This window comes from Kitasatospora sp. NPDC087861, assembly GCF_044742585.1.
Taxonomy (GTDB): Bacteria; Actinomycetota; Actinomycetes; order Streptomycetales; family Streptomycetaceae; genus Kitasatospora.
The window spans coordinates 127,751-152,751 of record NZ_JBIUUS010000001.1 but is presented as its reverse complement, the minus strand read 5'-3'; the positions used below and the strand labels follow the sequence as shown (position 1 = coordinate 152,751).

At 74.3% G+C, this 25,001-nt stretch carries 12 protein-coding genes; all 12 read left to right on the top strand.

Going from position 1 to position 25,001, the window contains the following annotated elements; translation table 11 throughout:
* Window positions 1–17: 17 nt before the first annotated feature.
* The 12 genes from ACIOJE_RS00600 (at window position 18) to ACIOJE_RS00545 (ending at window position 24,945) form a co-directional block, all read left to right on the top strand.
* On the top strand, window positions 18–7,973 hold the full coding sequence (locus ACIOJE_RS00600; RefSeq protein ID WP_400772431.1) for an amino acid adenylation domain-containing protein: 7,956 nt from the start codon (window positions 18–20) through the stop codon (window positions 7,971–7,973).
* Window positions 7,970–15,280 (top strand): amino acid adenylation domain-containing protein, encoded by a 7,311-nt coding sequence (locus ACIOJE_RS00595; RefSeq protein ID WP_400772429.1) that lies wholly within the window; start codon window positions 7,970–7,972, stop codon window positions 15,278–15,280. The genes ACIOJE_RS00600 and ACIOJE_RS00595 overlap by 4 nt, the downstream gene beginning before the upstream one ends.
* Before the next feature lie 95 nt (window positions 15,281–15,375).
* Window positions 15,376–15,579 carry an MbtH family protein gene (locus tag ACIOJE_RS00590; protein ID WP_280673312.1) on the top strand — a complete coding sequence of 68 codons (204 nt, stop codon included), beginning with the start codon at window positions 15,376–15,378 and terminating at the stop codon, window positions 15,577–15,579.
* A gap of 288 nt (window positions 15,580–15,867) precedes the next feature.
* Window positions 15,868–16,116: an acyl carrier protein gene (locus ACIOJE_RS00585; protein ID WP_280673314.1), complete on the top strand. Its 249-nt coding sequence runs from the start codon at window positions 15,868–15,870 to the stop codon at window positions 16,114–16,116.
* Between the two features lie 61 nt (window positions 16,117–16,177).
* Window positions 16,178–17,446 carry a beta-ketoacyl-[acyl-carrier-protein] synthase family protein gene (locus ACIOJE_RS00580; RefSeq protein WP_400772427.1) on the top strand — a complete coding sequence of 423 codons (1,269 nt, stop codon included), beginning with the start codon at window positions 16,178–16,180 and terminating at the stop codon, window positions 17,444–17,446.
* A 2-nt stretch (window positions 17,447–17,448) separates the two neighbouring features.
* Window positions 17,449–18,570 carry a beta-ketoacyl synthase N-terminal-like domain-containing protein gene (locus ACIOJE_RS00575; protein WP_280673318.1) on the top strand — a complete coding sequence of 374 codons (1,122 nt, stop codon included), beginning with the start codon at window positions 17,449–17,451 and terminating at the stop codon, window positions 18,568–18,570.
* Window positions 18,567–19,295, top strand: coding sequence for a 3-oxoacyl-ACP reductase FabG (fabG, locus tag ACIOJE_RS00570; RefSeq protein ID WP_400772426.1), 729 nt, complete (start codon window positions 18,567–18,569; stop codon window positions 19,293–19,295). The genes ACIOJE_RS00575 and fabG overlap by 4 nt, the downstream gene beginning before the upstream one ends.
* 11 nt (window positions 19,296–19,306) lie before the next feature.
* Window positions 19,307–21,007, top strand: a complete 1,701-nt coding sequence (locus ACIOJE_RS00565; protein WP_400772424.1) for a phytoene desaturase family protein — start codon at window positions 19,307–19,309, stop codon at window positions 21,005–21,007.
* A gap of 70 nt (window positions 21,008–21,077) precedes the next feature.
* On the top strand, window positions 21,078–22,109 hold the full coding sequence (sbnB, locus tag ACIOJE_RS00560) for a 2,3-diaminopropionate biosynthesis protein SbnB (RefSeq protein WP_280673324.1): 1,032 nt from the start codon (window positions 21,078–21,080) through the stop codon (window positions 22,107–22,109).
* A 211-nt stretch (window positions 22,110–22,320) separates the two neighbouring features.
* Complete coding sequence (locus ACIOJE_RS00555) at window positions 22,321–22,824, top strand: MaoC family dehydratase (protein WP_280673326.1); 504 nt, start codon at window positions 22,321–22,323, stop codon at window positions 22,822–22,824.
* Window positions 22,825–23,017: 193 nt separating this feature from the next.
* Window positions 23,018–24,337, top strand: a complete 1,320-nt coding sequence (locus ACIOJE_RS00550) for a sensor histidine kinase (RefSeq protein ID WP_280673328.1) — start codon at window positions 23,018–23,020, stop codon at window positions 24,335–24,337.
* Complete coding sequence (locus ACIOJE_RS00545) at window positions 24,301–24,945, top strand: response regulator transcription factor (RefSeq protein ID WP_280673330.1); 645 nt, start codon at window positions 24,301–24,303, stop codon at window positions 24,943–24,945. The genes ACIOJE_RS00550 and ACIOJE_RS00545 overlap by 37 nt, the downstream gene beginning before the upstream one ends.
* The last annotated feature ends 56 nt before the right edge of the window (window positions 24,946–25,001 follow it).

Below are 25,001 nucleotides of genomic sequence, written 5' to 3'. Positions count from 1 at the left end.
TGACGGAGAGCAAAGCAGTGACGACAAACCGGAACGCTGTCCTGCCGCTCACCGCGGCGCAGGCCGAGATCTGGTTCGACGAGCAGTTCGCCGCCGGGCCGCTGGCCTACAACATGGCGGACTACATCGATCTGCGCGGGCCGCTCGACGCCGAGCTGCTCGGACGGGCGCTGCAGCGCCTCGGCCACGAGGCCGAAGGGCTGCGCGTGCAGTTCGTCGAGGAGGACGGCGTCCCCGGCCAGATCATCCGCCCGCTCGCCCGGATCCCCCTCAAGACGCTGGACTTCAGCGGCGAGGCGGAGCCGCTGGCGGCCGCCGAGCGGTGGATGCGGGCCGACCACGCCGACCCGATGAAGGTCACCGACTTCCCGCTGTTCCGCGGCGCGCTGATCCGGCTGGACCGCGAGCACCACCTGCTCTACCTGTGCATGCACCACATCCTCGCGGACGGGTTCAGCCGCTCGCTGCTCTACCCGAAGCTGTCCGGCGTCTACACCCGGCTGGCCGCCGGCGAGGGGCCGGCCGAGCTGGACGCCGACAGCATGCCGGCCTTCCACCGGCTGCTGGACGCCGAGCGCAAGTACCTCGACTCGTCGATGGTCGAGAAGGACCGCGCCTACTGGACGGACCGCCTCACCTCCGCCCGGCACGGCGCGGTGCCCGAGCTGGTCTCGCTCTCCGAGCAGGAGCCGGCCCCCGGCCGGGTCGCGCTGCGCGAGACGGCCCGGCTCTCCCCCGGGACCACCACCGCGCTGCACGCCCTCGCCCAGGACGGCAAGGTCACCATGCCGGTCCTGATGGTCGCCGCGATGGCCGCCTACACCCAGCGCGTCACCGGGATCCCGGCTCCGCTGCTGACCCTGCCGGTCACCGGCCGGGTCGGCGCGGTCAGCCGCGAGATCCCCGGCATGCTCGCCAACTACCTGCCGCTGGCCGTCCGGGTCCGCCCGGAGATGACCCGCACCGAGCTGCTGCGCGCGGCCTGGATCGAGGTCGCCGGCACCCTGAAGCACCAGCGCTACCGCGGCGACAAGGTCCGCCGCGACATCGGTCTGCGGATCGACGACCAGCGCGCCTTCGGCCCGTTCATCAACGTGCTCAACCAGGACCCGGAGCTGGCCTTCGGGGACGGCTGCCGCGGTGTCGTGGTCAACCTGTCCACCGGCATCGTCAAGGACCTCATCATGACGGTCCTCAACGCGGACGACGGCACCGTCGAGATCCACCTCGACGGCAACCCCGAGCTGTACACCGCCGCCGAACTCGCCACCCACCTCGCCCGGTTCGAGACCTTCCTCGGCACCCTCGCCACCATGCCCGCGGACCGGCCGCTCGGCCAGGTGGGCCTGGGCGCGACCGACGAGCCGCTCGGGCTGCTCGGCGCCTGGGACCCGGCCACCGCCGCCGACCAGGGCCTGGTCGAGCGGGTCCGCGCCATCGCGGCCGGCACGCCCGACGCGATCGCCGCGGCCGACGGCACCGAGCGGATCGACTACCGCGAACTGGTCGCCCGCGCGGCCGGCCTGGCCGCCCGGCTGACCGGGGCCGGGGTCACCACCGGCTCGGTGGTCGCGATGTTCGCCGAGCCCGGCGTCCCCTTCGTCACCGGCGTGCTGGCCGTCCAGGCCGCCGGCGGCGCCTACCTGCCGCTCGACCCGACCGCCCCGGCCGCCCGCAACACCGGCCTGCTGAACGACAGCGGCGCCTGCCACCTGCTGGTCGGCGCCGGGTACGAGGCACAGGCCGCCGACGTCGCCACCGAGGCGACCGCCGTCCTGCCGCTGGCCGACCCGGCGGACGCCGCGCACGAAGGCGAACTGCCGTCCGTCGGTGGCGGGTTGGACCTCGCGTACGTGATGTTCACCTCCGGCTCCACCGGCAAGCCCAAGGGCGCCATGGTGCAGCGCTCAGGGATGATGAACCACCTCTGGGCGAAGGTCGGCGACCTGGACCTGGCCGCCGGGGAGGGCGTCGTCCAGAACGCCCCGCTCACCTTCGACGTGTCGGTGTGGCAGATGCTCGCCCCGCTCATCGTCGGCGGCACCGTGCGGGTCTCCGGCACCGACATGGCCGCCGACCCCGACGCGCTGTTCGGCATGGCCCGGGACGAGAAGATCGCCGTCCTGGAGGTCGTCCCCTCCCTCCTGCGCGCCGCGCTGGACGCCTGGGACCTCGACGGCGACGCGCCCCAACTGCCGGACCTGCGCTGGCTGATGGTCACCGGCGAGGCCCTGCCCGCCGACCTGTGCCGACGCTGGCACGACCGCCACCCGCACATCCCGATGATGAACGCCTACGGCCCCACCGAATGCAGCGACGACGTCACCCACGCCGTCATCCGCGCCGGAGACACCCTCAGCGCCCGCGTCCCGATCGGCACCGCCGTCCGCAACACCCGCCTCTACGTCCTCAGCGACGAACTCCAGCCCGTCCCCGTCGGCGTCCCCGGCGAGCTCTACATCGGCGGCGCCGGCGTCGGCCGCGGCTACCTCCACGACCCCGCCCGCACCGCCGCCACCTTCATGGCCGACCCCTACGCCGGACCCGGCACCCGGATGTACCGCACCGGCGACCGCGTCATCCAACGACCCGACGGACAACTGGAATTCATCGAACGCCGGGACCACCAGGTCAAGATCCGCGGCCGCCGCGTCGAGACCGGCGAGATCGAGGCCGTCATCCGGTCCCTGGACACCGTCGCCGACACCGCCGTCGCCGTCCTGCCCGACGCCTCCGGCAACCCCCGCCTGGTCGGCTACCTCACCGGCCCCGGCGTCGACCCGGACCGGATCCGGGCCGAGCTCTCCCAACTGCTGCCCGGGTACATGATCCCCGCGTCCTGGACCGTCCTGCCCGCCATGCCGCTCACCCCCAACGGCAAGCTCGACCGCAAGGCCCTGCCCAAGCCCGACCTGGGGGACCAGCAGGAGGCCCGCGCCCCGCGCACCGAGCGCGAGCGCGTCCTCTGCGACATCCTCGCCGAGGTGCTCGGCACCGGCCGGATCGGCATCGACGAGGACTTCTTCGCCCTCGGCGGCGACAGCATCCGCTCCATCCAGGTGGTCAGCCGCGCCCGCAAGGCCGGTCTCACCCTCACCACCCGCGACATCTTCACCCACAAGACCGCCGCCGCCCTGGCCCAGGTCGCGGGCGGGGCGGAGCCCCAGGCCGCGGCCGACCCCGCCGAGGACGCGGGCGGCACCGGCCCGTACGAACTCACGCCGATCATGGGCCAGTTGCACGACGACACCCACAGCCTCACCGGCCCGGTCGTCAAGTACAGCCAGCACGTCGTCGTCCGGGTCCCCGCCACCCTGGACGCCGACCTGCTCGACGCCGCCCTGCACACCCTGGTCGACCACCACGACGCGCTGCGCACCCGGGCCACCGAACCGGCCCCGGGCCTGTGGCACCTGGAGGCGCTGGCGCCCGGCGCACTCGCCGGCGTCCGCCTGGTCGCCACCGCCGAGAACGGCGGCGCCGACGACCACGACGCCCTCGGCTTCGCCGAGCGGCAGGCCGCCGCCGCCCGCGCCCGGCTCGACCCCGCCGCCGCCGTGATGATCCAGGCCGTGCTGATCGGCGCGGCGCCCGGCGCCGACACCGCCCTGCTGGTGCTCTCCGCCCACCACCTGGTCATCGACGGCGTGTCCTGGCGCATCCTGCTGCCCGACCTCGCCGCCGCCTGCGAGGCGCTGACCGCCGGCCGCACCCCCGCCCTCGACCCGGTCGGCACCTCCTACCGCGCCTGGTCGCAGCTGCTCGCCGCGCAGGCCCGCACCCAGGTCCGCGGACCGGAACTCGCCCTCTGGCAGTCGATCCTGACCGGCCCCGACCCGCTGGTCGGCACCCACCGGCTCGACCCCGGGACGGACGTCTACGGCACCCAGCGCACCCTGCGCCTGGAGCTCGGCCCCGAGGTCACCGGCCCGCTGCTCACCGACGTCCCCGCGGCCTTCCACGCCGAGGTCAACGACGTCCTGCTGACCGGCCTCGCCCTCGCCGTCGCCGACTGGCGCCGCCGGCACGGCCACGCCGAGTACGCGCAGACCCTGATCGAGCTGGAGGGCCACGGCCGCGAACAGCTCAGCGACACCCTCGACCTGTCCCGCACCGTCGGCTGGTTCACCAGCGCCTTCCCGATGCGCCTCGACCCCGGCACCCTCGACTGGGACGAGCTCTGGGCCGGCGGCCCCGCCCTCGGCGCCGCCCTCAAGCGGATCAAGGAGCAGCTGCGCGCGCTGCCCGACCGCGGCGTCGGCTACGGCCTGCTGCGCTACCTCAACCCGCACGCCGCCCGCGCCCTGGCCGGCCACCACAAGCCGCAGATCGGCTTCAACTACATGGGCCGCTTCGACGCCCGCGAGGCCGGCCTCTGGGAGCCGGCCGGCGGCGACGGCGTGGTCGGCACCGGTGCGCACCCCGGCATGCCGCTGCCGCACCTGCTCGACGTCACCCCGGCCACCGAGGACCGGCACGACGGCCCGCACCTGATCGCCAACTGGTCCTGGGCCGGCCGCACCGTCGCCGAGGAGGACGCCCAGGACGTCGCCGACACCTGGTTCCGCGCCCTGGCACTGCTCGCCCGGCACGCCACCGCCCCCGAGGCCGGCGGCCGCACCCCCTCCGACCTGCCGCTGGTCAGCCTGACCCAGGACGAGATCGAGGAGTACGAGGCCGAGCTCGCCCAGGCCGGCACCGCCCTCGCCGACGTCCTGCCGCTCACCCCGCTCCAGCAGGGCATGCTCTTCCACGCCGACTACGACACCGCCGCCGAGGGCGGCGCGGACGCGGTCGACGTCTACACCCTGCAGATCGTCGCGGACATCGAGGGCGACCTCGACGCCGCCGCCCTGCGCGCCGCCGGGCAGGCCCTGCTCGACCGGCACCCCAACCTGCGCGCCTCCTTCCGCGCCCGGGCCACCGGCGAGCCGGTCCAGGTCGTCCCGCAGCACGCCGAACTCCCCTGGCTGGACGCCGACCTGACCGACCTGCCGGAGCCCGCCCGGGCCGCCGAGCTGGACCGGATCACCGAGGCCGAGCGCACCCGCCGCTTCGACCTCGCCGCCCCGCCGCTGCTGCGCTTCGCGCTCGTCACCACCGGCGAGAGCCGGCACCGGTTCATCTGGACCAGCCACCACATCCTGGTCGACGGCTGGTCGATGCCGCTGCTCGTCCGCGAGCTGTTCGCGCTCTGCGCCCCCGGCGCGGACGTCGCACTGCTGCCCGACCCGGCCCCGTACCGCTCGTACCTGGCCTGGCTGACCGCGCAGGACCGCACCGCGGCCCGGGCGGCCTGGCACGAGGTGCTGGCCGACGTCGACGAGCCCACCCTGCTCGTCCCCGCCGACCCGGGCCGCCTCCCGGCACTGCCCGACGCGGTGCTCGCCGAGGTGCCCCGCGAGCTGACCGCCGCGCTGACCGGCTGGGCCCGCACCCAGGGCCTGACCCTCAACACCGTGGTGCAGGGCTGCTGGGCACTGCTGCTCGGCCGGCTCACCGGCCGCCAGGACGTCGTGTTCGGCGCCGTCACCTCCGGCCGCCCGGCCGAGGTCCCGGACGTCGAGTCGATGATCGGCATGTTCCTCACCACCGTGCCGGTCCGGGCCCGCCTGCACCCCGGCGCCACCCTCGCCGAACTGCTGCACGCCCTCCAGGACCAGCAGACCGCGCTGCTCCCGCACGAGCACCTCGGGCTCGCCGCGATCCACCAGGCCGCCGGCCTGTCCGGCGAGGTCTTCGACACCGTGGTGCTGTTCGAGAACTTCCCGCTGGACGAGAACGGCCTCGACACCGGCCTCGCCGACGGTCCGCGCGTCGTCCACGCCGAGGCCCGGGACGCCCGGCACCACCCGCTGAGCATGGTGGTCCACCCCGGCGACACCCTGCACCTGCGGCTGGACTACAACCCGGACCTGTTCGGCCGGGCCGAGGTCGAGCGGGTCGCGGCGATCTTCCAGCACCTGCTGCGCACCGTCGCCGACCGGCCCGACCTGCCGCTCGCCCGGATCGACGTGACCGCCCCGGCGGACCTCACCGGCACCGGCACCCCCGGCGAACTGGGCGGACTGCTCGGCGCCTGGGACCCGTCGATCCCCGAGGAGAGCCTCGGCGTCGTCGAGCGGGTGCGCGCGGTGGCCGCCCGCACCCCCGAGGCGACCGCCGTCACCGACGGCGCCGGATCGCTGACCTACCGGGAACTCGTCGAGGCGGCCGGCGGGTTGTCCGCGGGCCTGGTCGAGGCCGGGGTCACCACCGGCTCGGTGGTCGCGATGGTCGCCGAGCCCGGCGTCCCGTTCATCACCGGCGTGCTGGGCGTCCTCGGCGCCGGCGGCGCCTACCTGCCGCTCGACCCGGCCGCCCCGGCCGCCCGCAACACCGGGCTGCTGGAGGACGGCGGCGCCCGCCACCTGCTGGTCGGCGCCGGGTACGAGGCACCGGCCGCGGAGTTCGCCGCCGCCGTCCAGGGCGAGCCGGTCACCGTCATCGGCCTGGAGCAGGCCGCCACCGCGCGGGCCCTGCCGGAGTGCGCGGGCACCGGGCTGGACCTGGCGTACGTGATGTTCACCTCCGGCTCCACCGGCAAGCCCAAGGGCGCCATGGTGCAGCGCTCGGGGATGATGAACCACCTCTGGGCGAAGGTCGGCGACCTGGACCTGGCCGCCGGGGAGGGCGTCGTCCAGAACGCGCCGCTCACCTTCGATGTGTCGGTGTGGCAGATGCTCGCCCCGCTGGTCGTGGGCGGCACCGTCCGCGTCTCGGGGACGGAGATGGCCGCCGACCCGACCGCCCTGTTCGGCATGGCCCGGGACGAGCGGATCGCCGTCCTGGAGGTCGTCCCCTCGCTGCTGCGCGCCGCGCTGGACGCCTGGGACACCGAGGGCGACGCGCCCCAACTGCCGGACCTGCGCTGGCTGATGGTCACCGGCGAGGCCCTGCCCGCCGACCTGTGCCGACGCTGGCACGACCGCCACCCGCACATCCCGATGATGAACGCCTACGGCCCCACCGAATGCAGCGACGACGTCACCCACGCCGTCATCCGCGCCGGAGACACCCTCAGCGCCCGCGTCCCGATCGGCACCGCCGTCCGCAACACCCGCCTCTACGTCCTCAGCGACGAACTCCAGCCCGTCCCCGTCGGCGTCCCCGGCGAGCTCTACATCGGCGGCGCCGGCGTCGGCCGCGGCTACCTCCACGACCCCGCCCGCACCGCCGCCACCTTCATGGCCGACCCCTACGCCGGACCCGGCACCCGGATGTACCGCACCGGCGACCGCGTCATCCAACGACCCGACGGACAACTGGAATTCATCGAACGCCGGGACCACCAGGTCAAGATCCGCGGCCGCCGCGTCGAGACCGGCGAGATCGAGGCCGTCATCCGGTCCCTGGACACCGTCGCCGACACCGCCGTCGCCGTCCTGCCCGACGCCTCCGGCAACCCCCGCCTGGTCGGCTACCTCACCGGCCCCGGCGTCGACCCGGACCGGATCCGGGCCGAGCTCTCCCAACTGCTGCCCGGGTACATGATCCCCGCGTCCTGGACCGTCCTGCCCGCCATGCCGCTCACCCCCAACGGCAAGCTCGACCGCAAGGCCCTGCCCAAGCCCGACCTGGGGGACCAGCAGGAGGCCCGCGCCCCGCGCACCGAGCGCGAGCAGGTGCTGACCGAGATCCTGGCCGAGGTGCTCGGCACCGGCCGGGTCGGCATCGACGAGGACTTCTTCGCCCTCGGCGGCGACAGCATCCGCTCCATCCAGGTGGTCAGCCGCGCCCGCAAGGCCGGCCTGACCCTCACCACCCGCGACATCTTCACCCACAAGACCGCCGCCGCCCTGGCCCAGGTCGCCGAGGAGCAGGTGGAGAGCCCCGACGAGGCCGCCCCGGTGGAGCCCGAAAGCAGTCTGATCGCCCTGTCCGACGAGGAACTGGCCGATCTGGAATTCGAGTTGAATGAGGAACTTTCGTGACGACCGCCCCCAGAACCGGGTCGAAGATCAGCGAAGTACTTCCGCTCTCCCCCCTCCAGCAGGGGCTGCTGTTCCTGTCCTCGTACGACCAGGCCTCGCCCGACCTGTACACCCTCCAGTTCGTGGCGGAGATCGACGGGCCGGGCGCGGGCGACGGCGAGCAGCTCGCCGCCCGGCTGCGCCAGGCCTCGGCCGCGTTGCTGCGCCGGCACCCCAACCTGCGGGCCTGCTTCCGCAACCGCAAGACCGGCGAGCCCGTCCAGGTCGTGCTCAAGGAGAGCGAGGTCGAGCCGGAGTGGCGGCTGCACGACCTCACCGACCTGCCCGAGGCGCAGCGGGAGGCCGCGGCGCAGCGGCTGATGCGCGAGGACCGGCTGCGCCGGTTCGACCTGGCGCGGCCGCCGCTGATGCGGTTCACCCTGATCCGGCTCGGCGAGGGGCACCACCGGTTCCTCTGGTCGGTGCACCACATCGTCATGGACGGCTGGTCGTTCCCGCTGGCCGTCCGCGAGTTGGTGCTGCTCGGCGACGAGGCGGGCGCCGCGGCGCTGCCCGCGCCCGCGCCGTACCGCTCGTTCCTGACCTGGCTGAACGGCCGGGACCGGGCCGCCGCGCGGGCGGCCTGGGCGGAGCTGCTGGACGGCCTGGACGGGCCGGTCCGGGCGCTGCCCGAGGCCGAGGCCGGCCGGACGCCCGAACTGCCGTCGTTCGTCCGGGGGTTCCTGTCGACGGAGCGCACCGCGGCGCTGACCGGCTGGGCCCGCTCCCGGGGCCTGACCCTCAACACCGTGGTGCAGGGCTGCTGGGCGCTGCTGCTCGGCCGGCTCACCGGCCGCGAGGACGTGGTGTTCGGCTCGGTCACCTCCGGCCGCCCGGCCGAGGTGCCGGACGTCGAGTCGATGATCGGGCTGTTCGCCAACACCCTGCCGGTCCGCGCCGACCTGCGCCCCGACCAGCGGGCGAGCGAGCTGTTCGAGGCGCTGGCCCGCCAGCAGCTCGCGATGATGCCGCACGAGCACCTGCCGCTCGCCGAGGCGCAGGCCGCGTCCGGCGTCCAGGGCGAGCTGTTCGACACCGTCCTCGCCTTCCAGAGCTACCCGCTGGACGAGGCCGCGCTGTACCGCGAGTCCGGCGGCACCGTCAGCGCCGCCCAGGTGCTCTCGGCCACCCACTACCCGCTGAGCCTCACCGTCTTCCCCGGGGAGCGGCTGGACCTGCACCTCGCCTACAAGCCCTCGGCCTTCACCGAGGCCTTCACCGAGGCCGCCGAGCACGCTGACGCCGCCGAGGCCGCCGAGGCCGCCGCGCAGCGCGTCCTGGACCGGCTGCGCCGCGTCCTGGAGCAGGTCGCGGACGACCCGCAGACCCCGCTCGCCCGGCTCGGCGCGCCCGAACCCGCCGAACTGGCCCGCATCCTCGACGAGTGGAGCGGCGCCTCGGCCGCCCCCGGCGAGCCCGCGCGGCGCGCCACCATCGCGGAGCTGTTCGCCGAGCAGGCCGCCCGCACCCCGGACGCCGTCGCGGTCACCGCGCCCGGCGCCGCCCTCAGCTACCGCGAGCTGGACGAGCGGGCCAACCGGCTCGCCCACCTGATCGCCGCCCACGGCGCCGGCCCGGAGAGCCTCGTGGCGGTCGCGCTGCCGCGCGGCACCGAGCTGATCGTCGCCGTCCTCGCCGTCCTCAAAGCGGGCGCGGCCTACCTGCCGCTGGAGCCCGGCCACCCGGCCGACCGGATCGGTTACACCCTGCGCGACGCCGGTCCGGTGCTACTGCTGACCTCCGGCGGCGTGCTGCCCGAGCTGCCCGAGGCCCCGGACGTGCCGCGCCTCGACCTGGCCGCTCCCGGGACGGCCGCCACGCTGGCCGCCTGCCCGGCCGCCGCGCCGGGCGCCGCGGCCTCCCCCGAGCACCCGGCCTACGTCATCTACACCTCCGGCTCCACCGGCCGCCCCAAGGGCGTCGTGGTGCCGCACCAGAACGTGGTGCGGCTGCTGGAGGCCACCGACGGCTGGTTCGGCTTCGGGCCCGGCGACGTGTGGACGCTGTTCCACTCCATCGCCTTCGACTTCACCGTCTGGGAACTGTGGGGCGCGCTGCTGCGCGGCGGCCGGCTGGTCGTGGTGCCGTACGACGTGTCTCGCTCCCCCGACGCCTTCCTGGACCTGCTCGCCGAGGAGCGGGTGACCGTCCTCAACCAGACGCCGTCCGCCTTCTACCAACTGATGCGCGCCGACGCCGAGCGGCCGCGCCGACTGGCCCTGCGGACCGTGGTGTTCGGCGGCGAGGCGCTGGACATCGGCAAGCTCACCGACTGGTACGCCCGGCACGCCGACGACGCGCCGCGACTGGTCAACATGTACGGCATCACCGAGACCACGGTGCACGTCTCCTACCAGGAGCTGGACGCCCCGACGGCCGCCGCCGGCGGCGGCAGCGTGATCGGGCGCGGCATCCCGGACCTGCGGGTCTACCTGCTCGACGGCGCCCTGCAGCCCGTCCCGGCCGGCGTGCCCGGCGAGCTGTACATCACCGGCCCCGGCCTGGCCCGCGGCTACCTCGGCCGCCCCGACCTGACCTCGGCCCGCTTCGTGGCCTGCCCGTTCGAGCCCGGCGGCACCCGGATGTACCGCACCGGCGACCTCGGCCGGTGGCGGGCCGACGGCACCCTGGAGTACCTGGGCCGTGCCGACGAGCAGGTTCAACTGCGCGGCTTCCGCATCGAGTTGGGCGAGATCGCGACCGTGCTCGACCGGCACCCCGAGGTCGCCGAGGCGGCCGTGATCGCCCGCGAGGACCGGCCCGGCGACCAGCGCCTGGTCGCCTACGTGGTGCCGGGCGGCGACGCTGACGGCGAACTCCAGTCGCGCCTGCGGGAGTTCGCCGCCGAGCGGCTGCCCGAGTACATGGTCCCGGCGGCCGTGGTCCCGCTCGCCGCGCTGCCGCTGACCGCCAACGGCAAGCTCGACCGCCGCGCCCTGCCCGCCCCCGCGTACGCCACCTCCGCCCGCGCCCCCCGCACCCGCGAGGAGGAGCAGCTCTGCGGTGTCTTCGCCGAGGTGCTCGGACTCGACCGGGTCGGCGTCGACGACGACTTCTTCACCCTCGGCGGCCACTCGCTGCTCGCCACCCGGATCGTCAACCGGGTGCGCGCCGAACTCGGCGCCGAACTCCAGGTCCGGGACCTCTTCGAGGCCCCCTCTCCCGCCCGCCTCGCCGAGCGGCTGGCCGCCGCCGCGACCGGCCGCGCCCCGCTGGCCGCCGGCCCGCGCCCGGCCGTACTGCCGCTGTCGTACGCGCAGCAGCGGCTCTGGTTCGTCGAGCACCTGGGCGCGCCCGGCGGGCTGTACGCCATCCCGCTGGCGATCCGCCTCTCCGGGCGCCTCGACGTCGCCGCCCTGGAGGGCGCCCTGCAGGACGTGGTGGCCCGCCACGAGGCACTGCGCACCGTCTTCCCGCAGCTCGCCCCCGGGGCCGCCGAGGACGCCACCGGACCGGCCGAGCAGCGGGTGCTCGCCCCGGCCGAGGCCGCCGTCCCGCTCCCGGTCAGCGAGACCACCGAGGCGGACCTGTCCGCCGCCCTCGCCGCCGAGGCCGCCCACGGCTTCGACCTGGAGCACCGGATCCCGCTCCGCGCCCGCCTGTTCCGGCTCGGCCCGGACGAGCACGTGCTGACGATCGTCCTGCACCACATCGCCGGCGACGGCTGGTCGCTCGCCCCGCTCGCCCGCGACCTCACCGCGTCCTACCGGGCCCGGCGGGCCGGCCGCCCGGCCGAGCTGCCGCCGCTGCCCGTCCAGTACGCCGACTACGCCCTGTGGCAGCGCGGACTGCTCGGCGCGGAGAGCGACCCGGAGAGCGAGCTCTCCCGCCAACTCGGCTACTGGAGCGAGACCCTGAAGGGCCTGCCGGAGGAGCTGGCGCTGCCCTTCGACCACCCGCGCGGCACCCGGGCCGACCACCGCGGCGACGTCGTGCGCAGCACCGTGCCGCAGCCGCTCACCGAGCAGCTGCACCGGCTCGCCGCCGCCTGGGGCGTCAGCGTCTTCATGCTGCTGCGGGCCGGGCTCGCCGCCCTGCTCACCCGGCTCGGCGCGGGCACCGACATCCCGCTCGGCAGCCCGATCGCGGGCCGCACCGACGAACGGCTCGACGAGCTGGTCGGCATGTTCGTCAACACCCTGGTGCTGCGCACCGACACCTCCGGCGACCCGGGCCTGCGCGAACTCGCCGAGCGGGTCCGGGCCTACGACCTGGCCGCCCACCAGCACCAGGACGTGCCCTTCGAGAAGCTCGTCGAGGTGCTCAACCCCGAGCGCTCGATGGCCCGGCACCCGCTGTTCCAGGTGATGCTCGGCTTCCAGCAGGCCGGCCCGGCCCCGGCGCCCGAGGACGACCCGGAGCTCGCCGTGACCGAGCAGCCGGTGCCGGTCCGGACCGCCAAGTGGGACCTGTTCTTCCAGCTCACCGAGCAGGCCGGCGGCGGGCTCGCACTCGCCGTCGAGTACCGCACCGACCTGTTCGAGCCCGCCACCGCCCGCCGGATCACCGACGCCTACCTGCGGCTGCTCGCCGCCGCCCTGGCCGAGCCCGCCCGGCCGCTGTCCCGGCTGGACCTGCTCGGCCCCGAGGAGGAGGCCGAACTGCTCGCCCTGGGCACCCACCGGGCCGGCACCCCGCGCGGCACCCTCACCGCCCTGGTGGACCGCCGGATCGCGGCCACCCCGGACGCGGTCGCGCTGGTCCACACCGAGCCCGGTCACCCCGAGCGCCTGCTGCACACCAGCTACGCCGAACTGGACGCCGAGGCCAACCGCCTGGCCCACCTGCTGGCCGACCGCGGCGCCCACCGGGGCGACCTGGTGGCGCTGCGGCTGGAGCGCGGCCCGGCCGTGGTGAGCGCCCTGCTGGCGATCGCCCGCACCGGCGCGGCCTACCTGCCGATCGACCCGTCCTACCCCGACGAGCGGGTCCGCGACATGCTGGCCGACAGCGGTGCCCGACTGCTGCTGACCGAACGGTCGCTGGCGGAACGGGAGCTCCCGGCCGGGGTCGTGCCGCTGGTCCTGGACGCCCCGGAGACCGCGGCCGAGCTGGCCGCCCGGCCCGCCACCGCCCCGGTGCCCGCCGCCCCGGTCGACCCCGACGACCTGCTGTACGTCATCTACACCTCCGGCTCCACCGGCAAGCCCAAGGGCGTCGCGGTCTCGCACCGCGCCGCCGTCCGCCTGGTCCTGGGCCTGCCGGAGCTGGCGCCGAGCGCGGCGGACACCTTCCTCTACTTCGCGCCGGTCGCCTTCGACGCCTCCACCTTCGAGATCTGGGGCCCGCTCGCCCACGGCGCCCGGCTGGCGATCCACCCGCCCGGCCCGGCCGACCCGCAGGCCCTGGAGTCCTTCCTGGCCCGGGCCCGGGTCAGCGTCGCCTTCCTCACCACCCAGTTCGTCAACACCCTCGCCGACACCCGCCCGCGCGCCCTGGCCCCACTGCGGGCGCTGCTCACCGGCGGCGAGGCGCACTCCCGCGACCACCTGGACCGGCTGCGGGCCGCGCTGCCGGACACCACCGTGTTCAACGTGTACGGCCCCACCGAGACCACCACCTTCGCCACCGGCCAGGACCTCGGCCGCGCCGACGGCACCGTCCCGATCGGCCGGCCGATCGGCGACACCCGCGCGTACGTCCTGGACGAGGCGCTGCGGCCGGTGCCGCGCGGCGTGGTCGGCGAGCTGTACCTGGCCGGCGAGGGCCTGGCCCGCGGCTACCTCGGCCAACCCGCGCTGACCGCCGCCCGCTTCACCGCCTGCCCGTACGGCCCGCCCGGGGAGCGCATGTACCGCACCGGCGACCTGGTCCGCTGGGACCGCGCCGGCCGGATCGAGTACGTCGCGCGCGCCGACCAGCAGGTCAAGATCCGCGGCTACCGGATCGAACTCGGCGAGATCGAACGGCTGCTGGCCGAGCACCCGGCCGTCGCCCGGGCCGCCGTGCTGGCCCCCGCAGACGCCACCGGCCAGCGCCGCCTGGTCGCCTACCTGGTGCCCGCCGACGGCCGGCCGGCCCCCGAACCGGCCGGGCTGCAACGCCACCTGGCCCGCTCGCTGCCCGGCTACATGGTGCCGGAGAGCTACACCGCGCTGCCCGCACTGCCGCTGAACGCCAACGGCAAGCTGGACGTCAAGGCCCTGCCCGCCCCCGCGTCCACCGGCCGGGACCGCGCCCCGCAGGCGCCCCGCACCGAGCCGGAGCGGCTGCTCTGCGCCGCCGTCGAGGAGGTGCTGGGCGTCGGCCCGGTCGGCCCCGAGGACTCCTTCTTCGCCCTCGGCGGGGACAGTCTGAAGGCGATCCGGCTGGTCAACGCGGCCGGCCGGGCCGGGCTGCCGATCAGCCTCGGCGCGGTCTTCGAGCACCGCACCCTGGCGGCACTGGCCGCCGGCGCCGCCGATCCGGTCGAAGGGAGCGGGGCGGTCGACCTGCTCGGGCCCGTCCTGCCGATCCGGCCCACCGGCGAGCGGCCCCCGCTGTTCTGCGTGCACGGCGGCCTCGGCTTCGCGATCCCGTTCGCGGCGCTCGCCGAGCACCTGGCCCCGGAGCAGCCGGTCTACGGCCTGCAGGCCCGCGGCCTGTCCGGGGACGGCCCGCTGCCGACCGACCTGGGGGACGTCGCCGAGGAGTACCTGGCCCGGGTCCGGTCCGTGCAGCCGCACGGCCCGTACCACCTGCTCGGCTGGTCCTACGGCGGGGTCGTCGCGCACGAGATGGCCGTCCGGCTGCGCGCCGCCGGCGAGCAGGTGGCGTTCCTGGCCAACCTGGACGCCTACCCCGACGACGCGCAGGGCGCCCGGCCGAGCGACGCGGAGTTCCTCGCCGACTTCCTGGCCGAGGCCGGGGTCGACGCGACGGGGCTGGAGCGGCTCACCCCGCAGGACGTCGCCGCGCACCTGGCCGGCACCGAAGGCCCCCTCGCCGCGCTCGAACCGGGTACGCTGGAACGGCTGCTGGGCGTCATGCGGAACAACCTGGAGCTGTTCCAGCGGTTCACCCCGGGCCGCTTCGACGGCTGCCCGATGACGCTCTTCGTGGCCGCCGGCGGCGACGGGCGCCCCAGCCCGGAGGAACGCGCCCTCAAGGTCAAGAGCTGGGAGCCGTACGTCGGTTCCGCCGTCCTCGCGCACGACGTGGACAGCGGGCACCAGCAGATGCTGCAGCCCGTACCGGCGGCGGCGATCGGCGCGGCGGTCGAGCGCGCCCTGGCCGCCCTGGCCGCCCTGGCCGCCCTGGCCGCCCACGACGGCGCTCCGACCACCTGACGCCGGTCCACCTGACGAGCGACCACCCGACGACCGACCACCCGACGACCGATCGACCCGGCCCATCCCGAGATCCCGAGACCTGGAGAACAGTCATGGCGAACCCCTTTGACCGCGAAGACGGCACCTTCCTCGTCCTCGTCAACGAGGAGGGGCAGCACTCCCTGTGGCCGTCCTTCGCCGCCGTGCCGGAGGGCTGGACGGTGGCCCTGGAGGCCACCGACCGGGCCGCCGCCGTGGCCCACATCGAGAGCAACTGGACGGACATGCGCCCGCTCAGCCTGCAGCAGCAGGGCTGACCGGCCGGGCCCGCGCGCCCGACCTTCGGAGCACCGCCCCCGGGCGGCTCCGGCACCGCCGCCCGCCGCACCCCCGGGGTCTTCGACCACCGGTGCGGCGGGCGGCCGTCTTGTCTCCGACGCCGCTGGTCGTTTTGTCCCCGACACACCCTCCCACCAGGCGCGCCACGTCCCGCCAGGACCCGTCAGTGAGCGGTCAGTTGGACGTCATCGACCCGTCATCGGGCCTGACTAATTTTCTGCGCAGACGCCCATTTCAGGGCACCCGCACAAACGGAGGAACCGAGCATGACGACGGTAGCGCCGGAGCGCCTCACCCGTATCCGCGAAATCATCGCCGAGAACATCGACGTGCACACCGAGTTCGCCGACACCGCGCTGTTCGTCGACGAGCTGGGCGCCGACTCGCTGAAGCTCATCGACGTGCTGAGCGCCCTGGAGATGGAGTACTCCATCGTCATCGACATGAACGAGCTGCCGAAGATGGTGAACGTGGAGACCACGTACCAGGTGACCGCGACGGCCGCCGGCTGGTGACCAGGGCGGGTTCCGCGCCCGGAGCCCCCGCCCGCAGGCATCCCACTGCTTAAGGAGTCCCATGTCCACCGCACAGTCACCAGCGGCACCCCGCGCCGGCGTGCCGGCCGACCGCCGCAGGGTCGTCCTCACCGGCCTCGGGGCGATCTCCAGCATCGGCACGGGTGTCGAGGAGTACACCGCGGGGCTGCGGACCGGCCGCTCCGGTGCGCGGCCGATCACCCGCTTCGACACCGAGGGGTTCGGCCAGAACATCGCCTGCGAGGTCCCCGACTTCGAGCCGGAGCGCTGGATCCGCAACGTCCCCCTCGACGACATGGGCCGCGCCGGGCAGTTCGCCGTCGCCGCCGCCCGGATGGCCGTGGAGGACGCCGGGCTCACCGAGGCCGACCTCGGTGAGCGCCAGGCGGTCATCAGCGTCGGCACCACCGACGGCGAGGGGCACGACATCGGCGTGCTGGTCGAGCAGGAGATCGCGGCCGGGGATCCGGCGGCCATGGACCCGGTGCTGTCCCGCCGGATCAACGCCGGCCGGCTGACCACCGTCATCGCCCGCGAACTGCGCATGCCGAACGTGGAGCCGACCACCATCACCACGGCCTGCGCGGCGGGCAACTACTCGATCGGCTACGGCCTGGACGCGATCCGCTCCGGCGAGGTCGACATCGCGCTGTGCGGCGGCGCCGACGCCGTCTGCCGCAAGGCCTTCGCGCTGTTCAAGCGCTTCGGCGCGCTCACCCCGGACGTGGTCCGCCCGTTCGACAAGAACCGCCAGGGCATCCTGACCGGCGAGGGCGCGGGCATCCTCGTGCTGGAGAGCCTGGAGTCCGCCCTCGCCCGCGGCGCGCACATCTACGCCGAGGTGCTCGGGTACGGCCTCAGCTGCGACGCCGCCCACCCGACCGCGCCGAACCGCGACGGCATCGCCCGCGGCATCCGGCTCGCGCTGGACGACGCCGGGGTCGAGCGGGACGAGATCGACTTCATCTCCGCGCACGGCACCGGCACCAAGGCCAACGACAAGACCGAGTCGGCCGCCATCCTCGACGTGTACGGCGACGCGCCGCCGCGCACCGTCGCGGTGAAGTCGATGCTCGGCCACTCGATGGGCGCGGCCAGCGCGCTCGGCGCGATCGCCTGCAGCCTCGCCATCGAGCACCAGTTCATCCCGCCGACCATCAACCACGTGGAGACCGACCCGGACTGCCCGCTGGACGTCGTGCCCAACCAGGCCGTCGACGCGGAGGTCCGGATCGTGGAGAACAACTCCAGCGCCTTCGCCGGCAACAACGCCATTCTGATTCTGGGCACGTACGGAGAGCGAGTCTGACGATGACCACCGCAGCCACCCCGGCGGCCCTGCCGCCGGAGACACTCGTCATCACCGGTTGGTCGGCCGTGTCGCCGTACGGCCTGACCCGCCAGGACTTCGCGTCCGGCGTGCGCGCCGGCGCCAAGACCGCCGTCCAGGCGGACCCCGCGCTCGGCACGCTGCCGTCGCCCGACGTCTGCCTGGTGCCCGGCTTCGACATCAAGGGCCTGCTCGGCCCCAGCGGCACCGCCAAGATGGACCGGCTCACCGCGCTGGCCCTGGTCGCCTCCGACGGCCTGCTCAAGGACGCCGACGGCAACCGGGTGGTGGAGACCGACGACCGCACCGGTGTGGTCCTCGGCATCTCGATGGGCAGCCTGGAGAACGTCACCAACTTCCTCAAGCAGTCCTACACCAACGCGCTGCCCTTCCACGTCGACGCCGGCCGCATCCCCTTCGGCAGCCTCAACCACGCCGCCGGCGCCACCGCCATCCGGCACGACCTCAAGGGCCCCAACACCACCGTCGCCGGCGGTCGGGTCAGCGGCCTGCTCGCCCTCAACTACGCGCGGCGCCTGATGAGCCAGGGCCGGGCGACCAAGTACCTGGTCGGCTCGGCCGAGGAGTTCTCCGCCGCGCACGCCTGGATCGAGCACACCGCCGTCGCGGCCGGCGACTCCACTCCGCTGCTCGGCGAGGGCTGCGGCCTGTTCGTGGTCGAGCACGCCGGCACCGCCCAGCGCCCGGCGCTCGCCGCGGTGCTCGCGGTCGAGACCCGCGTCGACATCGACGACGACCCGAAGGCCGCCGTCACCGCCTGCGTCCGGCGCGCCCTGGACCGCGCCGGCGTCACCGCCGACGAGGTGTGGGCCGCCGTCCCGTGCGCCGCACCCACCGCGGCCGGCCGGGCCGAGTACGAGGCGCTGGCCGCGCTGCTGCCGGCCGGGGCACTGGGCCGGGTCCCGTCCATGGAACTGCTCGGCGACACCAGCGCGGCCTCCGCGTCCTTCCAGATCCAGGCGGTGCTCGGCGTGGCCGAGGCCGACCCGGCGTCCCGGGGCCGGATCGCCCTGGTGTCCGCCGTCGACCGCGACGGCGCCGTGGGCTGCGCCGTCCTGAGACTGATCGGGGAGCACGCGTGATCGCACTGGTCAGCGGCGGGTCCAGGGGCATCGGCAAGGCCATCGTGCTGCGCCTGGCCCAGGAGGGCTACGACGTCGCCTTCTGCTACCGCTCGAACGCCGAGGCGGCCGAGGAACTCGTCAAGGAGGCCGGTGAGTTCGGCACCCGGATCACCGCCGCCCAGTGCGACGTGGCCGACGCCGAGCAGGTCCGCGACTGGTACAACCGCACCGAGCGCGAGTTCGGCCCGGTGGATGCCGCCGTCACGTCGGCCGGCATCACCCGGGACCGCCCGGTGATCCTGATGCCGGAGGACGACTGGAACCAGGTCCTGCGGACCAACCTGGACGGCGTCTACCACGTGTGCCGCGCCGCCGCCTTCGCGATGAGCAAGCGCCGCAACGGAGCGATCGTCAACCTGTCCTCGGTGTCCGGCATCTACGGCAACCTCGGCCAGGCCAACTACGCCGCGTCCAAGGCCGGCATCATCGGCTTCACCAAGTCCCTCGCCAAGGAGTGCGGCCCGCGCGGCGTGCGCGCCAACGTGGTCGCGCCGGGCCTGATCGCCACCGACATGGTCGGCGACATGTCCGACGCCGCGGTGGAGCGGATGCTGAAGAACGTCGCGCTGGGCCGGGCCGGCAAGCCCGAGGAGGTCGCCGACCTGGTCGCCTTCCTGCTGTCCGAGCGGGCCGCCTACATCAGCGGGTCGGTCTTCGAGATCCACGGCGGCGGCACGTTCTGATGGGAGCACGCATGCAGGGGGCCCAGGGACTTCGCGACCACTACGACGCGATCGTCGTCGGCAGCGGCCTCGGCGGCCTGACCACCGCCGGGTACCTGGCGGCGGACGGGCGCAGTGTCCTGGTCCTCGAACAGCACGACATCGCCGGCGGCAACGCGCACGTGTTCCGCCGCCGGCGCAAGTACGAGTTCGACGTCGGCACGCACTACATCGGCGACTGCGGGCCCGACGGGCACTTCCCGGCGGTACTGGCCGGCCTCGGCGTCCTGGACCGGGTGACGTTCCTGCCGATGGACAACGAGCAGGGCTTCGACCGGATCATCACGCCCACCACGACGGTCGACGTGCCGGCCGGCTGGGACGCCTACCGCGACCGGCTCCGGCAGGCCCTCCCCGAGGAGGCCGACCGGATCGACACCTTCATCGACCTCTCCGAGGCGGTGGCCGCCGCCACCCGGGCCGGCCTGACCGGTGAGTCGATGGTGGAGCTGTTCCGCCGCAACCCGCAGACGATGCGCTGGTCCCGCCGGTCGCTCGCGGCCGCCCTGGACCACTGCGGCCTGTCCGCCAAGGGGCGCACGCTCGTCGCGGCGCAGGCCGGCAACTACGGCACCATGCCCGACGGGATCACCCTCTCCCACCACGCGTCGATGATGGACCACTACCTGCGCGGCGCGTACTACCCCGAGGGCGGCGGCCAGGCGCTGGTGGCCGCGTTCGTCGAGGCGCTGGAGTCGTACGGCGGCGAGCTGCGCACCCGGTGCGAGGTGCGCCGCATCCTGATCGAGGACGGCCGCGCCACCGGCGTCGAACTCTCCGACGGGCAGCGCGTCTCGGCCCCGCTGGTGATCTCCAACGCGGACTACCGCCGCACCGTCCTCGACCTGTGCGGCGGCGAGGAGGCGTTCCCCGCCGAGCTGGTGGCCCGCACCCGCGAGGCGACCATGCGCGCCTCCGGCGTCTCGGTGTACGTCGCGCTCGACACCGAGCTGCCCGGCGTGCCCAACGCCAACATCTGGTGGCACGACAGCGACGACATGGAGGCCGCGCACGCGGCCATGACGGAGCGCTACGCGCGGGACGGCTCGCTGGACTCGCTGCCGGCGCTCACCTTCTCCTTCGCCTCGGCCAAGGACCCGAACGCGGCCGCCGTGTGCCCGCCCGGCCACAGCAACTTCCAGATCATGACGACCAGCCTGCCCGGCTACGAGTTCTGGGGCGTCCAGGGCGGCCCGGTGGACGGCGAACCCTACCGCCGCAACTCCGCCTACCTCGCGCGCAAGCAGCAGGTGACCGAGCTGATGGTGGCCACCGCGGAGAAGGTCATCGGCCCGTTCCGGGAGCGGATCACGCACCTGGAGACGGCCACCCCGCTCACCCACGAGCGCTACATCCGGGGCAGCGGCGGCACCCCGTACGGCATGGCCCACTGGGGCGGCCTCAACCAGCGGCCGGACGTGCGCACCGACGTCGAGGGCCTGTACGTGGTCGGTCAGAGCGTGCGCTACGGCAGCGGGCTGGCCGCCGTCGCGAACAGCGGCATCGCCGCCGCCTCGGACATCCTGGGCCGCGCCCTGTTCCCCGAGGTGCTCGCCGGCGCGGTGCTCGGCGACCCCGCCCGGCTGCCCGACCGGGGCCCGCACTGGGACCCGCTGGTGGTCTCGCGCGGGCAGGCCCGCCGGCGTGCCAAGGGCCTGGCCCGGATCGGCTGAGCGCCGCCCGGCCCCGCCGCCCCTCCGACTTCCCACCCTCTCCACCCCTCCGAGCAGGAGCACTGTTCCCATGAATCAGGTCCCTCCCTTCGCCGTGGTCTCCGGCGCCCAGGTGCACGAGGCCCTCAACGGGCACGAGGACGAGGTCGTCGCCACGGTCGAGGCCGCGTACCGGTTGCACGGCGAGGGGCAGACGGTCAACCCCGACTCGTACTTCCTGCGCTTCCCCGACCGCCCGTCCTCCCGGATCATCGCGCTGCCGGCCTCGGTCAAGGGCGAGGTCGGCGTGCACGGCATCAAGTGGATCTCCAGCTTCCCGGAGAACGTGGCGGCCGGCCTCCCGCGCGCCTCGGCCGTCCTGATCCTCAACGACGCCGAGACCGGCTACCCGTTCGCCTGCCTGGAGAGCTCGATCATCAGCGCGGCGCGCACCGCCGCCTCCGCGGCCCTCGCGGCCGCCCGGCTCGCCGACGCCCGCGGCGAGCGCCCGACCCGGGTCGGTTTCTTCGGCGTCGGCCTGATCGCCCGCTACGTGCACACCTACCTCGCCGCCAACGGCTTCGACTTCACCGCGGTCGGCGTCCACGACCTGTCCGCCGAGCACGCCGAGGGCTTCTCCGAGTACCTGCGCCGGGCCGAGGGCGAGGGCGTCGAGATCAGCGTCCACGACAAGGCCGAGGACCTGATCCGCGCCAGCGACCTGGTGGTCTTCGCCACCGTCGCCGGCGAGCCGCACGTGACGGACCCGCAGTGGTTCTCGCACAACCCGCTGGTGCTGCACGTCTCGCTGCGCGACCTCTCCCCCGAGATCGTCCTCGACTCGTGGAACGTCGTCGACGACATCGAGCACTGCATGAAGGCCGGCACCTCGCCGCACCTGGCCGAACAGCTCGTCGGCCACCGCGAGTTCGTCGCCGGCACGCTCTACGACGTGCTCACCGGCGCGATCACCCCGCCGTCCGACAAGCCGGTGATCTTCTCCCCGTTCGGCCTCGGCGTGCTCGACATGGCCGTCGCCAAGCACGTCTACGACAGCGTCCGGGCGGCCGGGCAGTTGCACACCGTCCCGGACTTCTTCCACGAGCTCAAGCGCTACGGCTGAGCCCACCCGGCCCCGACCGGCCCCACCCCGCCCCGCCCCCGAGGCCCGCCCGCGCCCCACGCGCCGGCGGGCCTCGGGCGTTCCCGCCGGGGGTTCCCACCAGGGGTTCGCGCCCCGGCGCTGACGGCCAACTGACGGCGCGCTGACCGAACGGCCCCGCGGCCTCCCGGCGCCTTGTCCGCGCCCTGGACGGCCGCCGAGAATCACCCGCATGAGATCCTTTGCCAGCCTGGCCGAATTCACCGAGGCCACCGGGGAGCACCTCGGCTACAGCGAGTGGCTCGAAGTGACCCAGGACAGCGTCGACCAGTTCGCCGGCGCGACCGGCGACCTCCAGTGGATCCACGTGGACCCCGAGCGCGCCGCCACCGGGCCGTTCGGCGGGACCATCGTCCACGGCTACATGACGCTCGGCCTGCTGCCCGCGATGATGCGCGCGATCTTCGAGATCCACCACGTCAAGCTGGGCGTCAACTTCGGCCTGGACAAGGTCCGGTTCCCCCGCCCCATCCCGGTCGGCGCCCGGGTCCGCGGTGGCGCCAAGGTCACCAGCGTCCGTGAGACGCCGATGGGCCACCTGGCCGCGGTCCGGATGACGGTGGAGGTCGAGGGCCAGCAGCACGCGGCCTGCGTGGCGGACACCCTGTCCCTCTTCGTCGCCGCCCCGGACGGTGCCGGGGAGGCCGGCCCGGAGGCCGGCGGGAACGGCTTCTGAGCCGACCCGACGGCAGGGCGGCGAGGTGGGCGTAGGCGCGGGCGAGGGCCGTTCGGCGAGGTAGCAGAACCTCCCCTCCCGGCCGTTCAAGAGGGGGGTTATTACTACCGATTTCGCCGGCCCACCCCCGTCAGAATGGTCACACGGCCACCACGGCCGCGGCACTGCGAACGGCACCAGAGAGGAGCGGGTCATGGACCGCACGATGCAGCTCGGGGGAAGCCCCTCGGCGGTCGAGATCAGGGGATTCTCCGTCCCCGCCGGATTCACCGGGCTGCGGCGGGCACTGTCCCTCTGCTGGATGTCCATCGCGGCCTTCGGCCGCTCGCTGGGGGTCACCGGCGCGATCTCCCTGGTCGGCCCCGGCCTCGGCATGGTGCCGCGGGCCATGGAGGGCGTCCGCTCACTGGCCGCGAAGCAGCGCGCCCTGTCCGAGCGCTGGACCGGCGTGCAGATCCCCGGCCCGCCCAGCGGCCTGCCGGCGGCGCCCGAGGGCGCCTCGGGAGCGGTCGCCCGCTACCGCTGGATCATGAGCGACCCGCAGACCCGGCGGGAGTTCACCTGGGTGCTCACCGACCCGATCGCCGGCGGCTTCCTCGCCTTCATGCCGATCGCCGTCCTGCTCAGCGGCTTCTGGGGCATCTTCCTGGCCTTCTTCGGCGTCCCGCTGTCGACCGAGTGGGACGGCCTCTGGTACCAGTTCATCCCGATCGACGGCCAGGCCACCGCGGTGCTGGCCGGCGTCCTCGGCGTCCTGCAGCTGCCGCTGGCGCTGTGGATGGCCCCCCGCGCGGTCCGCAAGCACGCCCTGTACACTCACGCGATGCTCGCCCCCAGCGAGCAGGAGCTGATGGCCAGCCGGATCGAGCACCTCACCACCACCCGCAGCACCGCCGTCGACACGCAGATGGCCGAGATCCGCCGGATCGAACGCGACCTGCACGACGGCGCCCAGGCCCGCCTGGTGGCGATGGGCATGACCCTGGACGCCGCCGAGCACCTGCTGGAGACCAACCCGGAGGCCGTCCGGGCCCTGCTGATCGAGGCCCGCCAGTCCTCCTCCAAGGCCCTGGAGGAGATCCGCAACCTGGTCCGCGGCATCCACCCGCCGGTCCTCGCCGACCGCGGACTCGCCGACGCGGTGCGGGCGTTGGCGATGGTCTGCCCGGTCCCCACCGAGGTCGTGGTGGACCTGCCGGGCCGCCCCGAGATGCCGGTCGAGTCCGCCGCGTACTTCGCGATCTCGGAGATCCTCACCAACGTCGCCAAGCACTCCGGCGCCGACCGGGCCTGGATCGACATCCGTTACGATCACGGCATGCTGCGCATCACCGTGACCGACAGCGGCCGCGGCGGCGCCGACGCCTCCCGGGGCACCGGCCTGCGCGGCATCGAGCGAAGGCTCGCCACTTTCGACGGGGTGGTGGCCGTGAACAGTCCCGTCAACGGCCCGACCATGGTGACGATGGAGCTTCCGTGCGTATTGTCCTCGCCGAAGACCACTTCCTCCTGAGGGACGGCCTGATCCGCCTCCTCCAGGCCTACGGACACGAGGTCGTGGCCGCGGTGGACAACGGAGCGGACCTCCTCGCAGCCCTCACCGAGCAGCAGCCGGACGTCGCGGTCGTCGACGTCCGGCTGCCGCCGAACTTCACCGACGAGGGCCTGCGCGCCGTCCTGACGGCCCGCCGCACCATGCCCGACCTCCCGATCCTGCTCCTCTCCCAGTACGTCGAACCGCTCTACGCCCGCGAACTCCTCGCCAGCGGCGGCCGCGGCGTCGGCTACATGCTCAAGGACCGCGTCACCAACGGCTCCCAGTTCCTCGACTCGATCCGCCGCGTCGCCGACGGCGGCACCGCGATGGACCCCGAGGTCATCTCCCAGCTCCTGATCCGCAAGGAGCGCGACGAGAACGTCGGAAGCCTCACCGAACGCGAACGCGAAGTCCTCGAATGGGTCGCCCAGGGCCGTTCCAACGCCGGCATCGCGCAGGGCCTGTTCATCTCCGAGAAGGCCGTCGCCAAGCACATCAGCAACATCTTCACCAAGCTCGGCCTCCTCCCCACCGACGGCGACAACCGCCGCGTCCTCGCCGTCCTCGCCTACCTCGACCAGTAGCCCGCCCCGCCCGCGCAAGAGGCCCGGGCCATCGTGGCCCGGGCCTTTCGCGTGCG

What these genes read in the sequence shown, in the direction of transcription:
- ACIOJE_RS00590 (WP_280673312.1), top strand. Translation starts at nt 15,376, where the DNA reads ATGGCGAACCCCTTTGACCGCGAAGACGGCACCTTCCTCGTCCTCGTC.
- ACIOJE_RS00550 (WP_280673328.1), top strand. Translation starts at nt 23,018, where the DNA reads ATGGACCGCACGATGCAGCTCGGGGGAAGCCCCTCGGCGGTCGAGATC.
- ACIOJE_RS00580 (WP_400772427.1), top strand. Translation starts at nt 16,178, where the DNA reads ATGTCCACCGCACAGTCACCAGCGGCACCCCGCGCCGGCGTGCCGGCC.
- ACIOJE_RS00565 (WP_400772424.1), top strand. Translation starts at nt 19,307, where the DNA reads ATGCAGGGGGCCCAGGGACTTCGCGACCACTACGACGCGATCGTCGTC.
- ACIOJE_RS00575 (WP_280673318.1), top strand. Translation starts at nt 17,449, where the DNA reads ATGACCACCGCAGCCACCCCGGCGGCCCTGCCGCCGGAGACACTCGTC.
- ACIOJE_RS00555 (WP_280673326.1), top strand. Translation starts at nt 22,321, where the DNA reads ATGAGATCCTTTGCCAGCCTGGCCGAATTCACCGAGGCCACCGGGGAG.
- sbnB (WP_280673324.1), top strand. Translation starts at nt 21,078, where the DNA reads ATGAATCAGGTCCCTCCCTTCGCCGTGGTCTCCGGCGCCCAGGTGCAC.
- ACIOJE_RS00585 (WP_280673314.1), top strand. Translation starts at nt 15,868, where the DNA reads ATGACGACGGTAGCGCCGGAGCGCCTCACCCGTATCCGCGAAATCATC.